This window comes from Accumulibacter sp. (assembly GCF_016789985.1).
Lineage (GTDB): Bacteria > Pseudomonadota > Gammaproteobacteria > Burkholderiales > Rhodocyclaceae > Accumulibacter.
Genome location: NZ_JAEUOL010000106.1, coordinates 1 through 3174, shown reverse-complemented (window position 1 = coordinate 3174; position 3174 = coordinate 1). Strand labels below are relative to the sequence as shown.

General features: G+C 65.3%; 5 protein-coding genes and 1 pseudogene. 5 read left to right on the top strand and 1 reads right to left on the bottom strand.

Annotation, left to right across the window (positions count from 1 at the left end; genetic code table 11):
* Window positions 1–265, top strand: a pseudogene (locus JNK99_RS06330) (transposase); the annotation flags it as partial.
* Window positions 266–297: 32 nt separating this feature from the next.
* Here the strand turns inward: JNK99_RS06330 and JNK99_RS06325 are convergent.
* Window positions 298–453 carry a hypothetical protein gene (locus JNK99_RS06325; RefSeq protein ID WP_291850262.1) on the bottom strand — a complete coding sequence of 52 codons (156 nt, stop codon included), beginning with the start codon at window positions 451–453 and terminating at the stop codon, window positions 298–300.
* Window positions 454–1157: 704 nt separating this feature from the next.
* Here JNK99_RS06325 and JNK99_RS06320 point away from each other — a divergent pair.
* The 4 genes from JNK99_RS06320 to JNK99_RS17635 all read left to right on the top strand — a co-directional run bounded on the left by JNK99_RS06320 (window position 1158) and on the right by JNK99_RS17635 (window position 2830).
* Window positions 1158–1418 carry a hypothetical protein gene (locus JNK99_RS06320; protein ID WP_291850259.1) on the top strand — a complete coding sequence of 87 codons (261 nt, stop codon included), beginning with the start codon at window positions 1158–1160 and terminating at the stop codon, window positions 1416–1418.
* 222 nt (window positions 1419–1640) lie between these two features.
* Window positions 1641–1874 (top strand): type II toxin-antitoxin system prevent-host-death family antitoxin, encoded by a 234-nt coding sequence (locus JNK99_RS06315; RefSeq protein WP_291850257.1) that lies wholly within the window; start codon window positions 1641–1643, stop codon window positions 1872–1874.
* Between the two features lies 1 nt (window position 1875).
* Window positions 1876–2307: a type II toxin-antitoxin system VapC family toxin gene (locus JNK99_RS06310; RefSeq protein ID WP_291850254.1), complete on the top strand. Its 432-nt coding sequence runs from the start codon at window positions 1876–1878 to the stop codon at window positions 2305–2307.
* 199 nt (window positions 2308–2506) lie between these two features.
* Complete coding sequence (locus JNK99_RS17635) at window positions 2507–2830, top strand: DUF6444 domain-containing protein (protein ID WP_366518718.1); 324 nt, start codon at window positions 2507–2509, stop codon at window positions 2828–2830.
* The last annotated feature ends 344 nt before the right edge of the window (window positions 2831–3174 follow it).

Below are 3174 nucleotides of genomic sequence, written 5' to 3'. Positions count from 1 at the left end.
GGAGCAGCGCGGCCTGAAGGTCTGGCTGGTTGATGCGCGGCAGGTCAAATACGTGCCGGGGCGCAAGAGCGACGTGCAGGATTGCCAATGGCTGCAGAAGCTGATGAGTCACGGGTTGTTGCGTGCGGCGTTTCGTCCGTCGGCCGACGTTTGTGTCATCCGTGCCGTGGCCCGTCAGCGCGAGGTGCTGCTGACCGAGCAGGCGAGTTGGGTGCAGCGCATGCAGAAGGCTCTGGTGCAGATGAACATCCAGCTCACCGAGGTCACCCCATTGGGTTTGCTGCTGTGCTGCCAGTTCTACTCCTGCAGGATCAGCTGCAGCACGTAGCCGCTGCGCTTGGGATTCAAGGGCATGTCGTCCAGCGCGGGTTGCTCGTAGATGCGCGCCTGCCCACGGCGCCGGCCGTGTGGCGGGGTGGAGCGGTTGTTCCGTCCGTTGCGTTGCTTGTCCATGGCATCTTTCCTTCTTTCCATTCGTCGATTTGGTGGAACCTGGGTGTTCGTGCATCGGAGGGTTCCGGGCGCCGATGCCAGGCCAGTGTTTGCCGTCATCGCCGGAGCGAGGGCGGCGCTGAGGGGCGTAAAAGTGATCGCCGGCCAGCATGCGTCGGGCGCAATGTGGCGTTCGCCGGAGCGAACCAGGTTCTCGAGGAACCCGGGGCAACCCCGGAGGCGTGACCTCCGGACCGGTGCCCGAGCGGCACCGCGAACTCGTTCCCCATCGCCGGCCTGACTGGCAACGCTCGTTCCGCGACGGACGCGCAATGCCGTTCACGCGGGCCGTGCCGCCGCACCGGAGTGGGCAGCCCACGGCTGACCGAGGTCAGTGCGTGAGTGCGACGGGAAGGAACTCGAAACGCCGGCTCCGCGGAGTCGGCGTCATTCGTGGCCTGAAAGAGGCGCGAGAGAGGGGAAGGACCAAGGCGGTCGCAACATCGTGCGAGCGCCGGCAGCGAGGTGCTCAAGGCACCGGTGGTCGGGCCACCGTCCATGGCATCGCCGCTCGGGGCGGACGATGCCCGGGCGCACCACCCCAGCCCCACGTCGAGCGCGAGGGCGGGGCCGGCACCATGGTCAAGCCATGGGCCGCGCCGCTATCGACAACAAAACACCCGGGACGCCAGGTGCCCGGAACGACAGGTGCTCAAGGCACTACGGTGAAGGATCAACTACGCGCGCACCGATGCGCCCTCACTGGTCCGCCCCTGGGATTTCGTGCTGCTGTCGGCAGTGTTCCTGACCGGGCTATTCTCGGCGGCGATATCGGCATGGTGCTCTTCGTTCCGGAAGTGGTGGCCTATTTGCTGGCGGCAGGCCTCGGGCGGGCCATGGTGCGGACCCGGCGGGCCGCCCAGGTGGACCGGGCCATCGACGCCGAGGCGCGGCGGATGAGCCGATCCGCACGGACGCTGCAATGACTATTCGTTTTGGCGACCAGGTCAGGCTGGCTTCGCGCGATCGTTTTCGGCTGATGCTGCTTATCGAGCGCGCGACCCCGACGATATCGTGTCGTTCTCCCAGTAGCAAGCACCGAGTCTCGGCACCGCGCCAACGTGCGGGGTGTCTACTCCTGGCCGCTTTGCAAGTGGCATCCGCCGTCGTATGATTTGACCAGTTTTATGACCAACCAGGAGAGGGTCATGCGTACAGTCAGTCTGGCGGAAGCCAAAGCCCATTTTAGCGAACTCGTTACCCAGGTCGCCGGAGGCGAAGAAGTGGTCATTACCCGACACGGGCAACCTATCGTTCGCCTGTGCGGGGTTGAAAAGACGAAAGTTCAGCTTGCCTCGCGCGCGCAGTTTCGCGCCCAGTTGCCACGTCTTGAGCAGCCTTCCGCGACCTTGATTCGCAGCCTGCGCGACGAAGAGCGCTGAGATGCTCTACCTGGACACCAGTTTCGTCGCCCCTTTGGTGTTGAATGAGGACGCGAGTCTCCAGGTCGAGGCCTTCCTGGCGAAACAAGCGGCCGGCAGTCTGGCAGTCAGCCAATGGACGCGCGTCGAGTTTTGCAGTTTGGTGGCCCGGGAAGTGCGGATGAAACACTTCAGTACCCAGACGGCAGAAGCGGTCATCGCGGAGTTCGAGGTGCTGGTTCAGGAATCTTGTCAGGTCTGGCTACCAAGCGCAGTCGACTACGACCTGGCCAGAACCTTGCTCGCCCAATTCGACTCAGGCTTGCGCGGCGGCGATGCCCTGCATCTGGCCATTGCCAGGAACCAGGGGGCAGACAAGGTTCTGACCCTCGACGAAGGTCTCCTCAAAACCGCCAGGCTTCTCAAGATTCCGGCCGCGCGCGGCATCCGTTGAAGTGTAACCGTTCACTCCCCCTCCCCGCCGATTGGCCAGCCGCCGCCGCGGCCGTGCCTGCGGACGAACGACGGAGCTCGTGACCGCTGCGCGGCGGTGCGCATGCCGTCGTGGGCGATCAGACAATCGGCCCCATTTTTTTTCTCAACAGCTTACCGATGTAAGCTGAGAAACCACCTGCGATTTTTGGGAACTGAGCATGGGTTGCATTAGACTGAGCGCCGTTGCCCACAGCCCAGCCCGTCGTGCCATGCATCTGACCGACCACGATCTTCGCCAACTCGACCGCGATGCTCTATCGCGGCTTGAGGAAGAGGCGTTGCGGCGGTTGGCGGAGCGCCTGCTGGCTGACCTCAAGGAGGCGCGGGACCGATTGAACCAAGACTCCCGCAACAGTTCGCGTCCGCCCGGAAGCGATTCGGTCTATCGCCAACCCCGTGGGGCCGCGGAGCGTGATCCGCCGACGGACCGTGCGCCTGCGGATCCGCCGACGACCGTGGCCAACGAACGGAGAGGCGCTTGAGGCGAGCGACGACGGCGCTGCGCTGGCAAAAGCGCCTCCCGGCGCGGCGACCCCTGCGGCGCGTCGCCCGGGTCGGCAGCCGGGCGCGCCCGGGTTTGGCCGAACCCAGAAGCTGACCGTCGACGCCGTGCTCGATCATTGGCCGGAGCGATGCGCGGCCTGTGACGAGCCCTTCGCAGCCGAACCGGTGAGTCAAGCCTACGGGGGCTACGACGAAATCGAAGTGCGGTTGGCCGATTCGAACGCCCCAGGCTTGCGGCTATGGGTGACGCAGCACCGGTTCTGGGAAGCCCCGTGCGGAGGCGGCCACTGCAGCCGCCATCAGCCGCCGCGTGCGTTGCTCC

Excerpts from the sequence above, each read along its gene's own strand:
- JNK99_RS06325 (WP_291850262.1), bottom strand. The coding sequence starts at position 453 with ATGGACAAGCAACGCAACGGACGGAACAACCGCTCCACCCCGCCACAC.
- JNK99_RS06315 (WP_291850257.1), top strand. The coding sequence starts at position 1,641 with ATGCGTACAGTCAGTCTGGCGGAAGCCAAAGCCCATTTTAGCGAACTC.
- JNK99_RS06310 (WP_291850254.1), top strand. The coding sequence starts at position 1,876 with ATGCTCTACCTGGACACCAGTTTCGTCGCCCCTTTGGTGTTGAATGAG.
- JNK99_RS17635 (WP_366518718.1), top strand. The coding sequence starts at position 2,507 with ATGGGTTGCATTAGACTGAGCGCCGTTGCCCACAGCCCAGCCCGTCGT.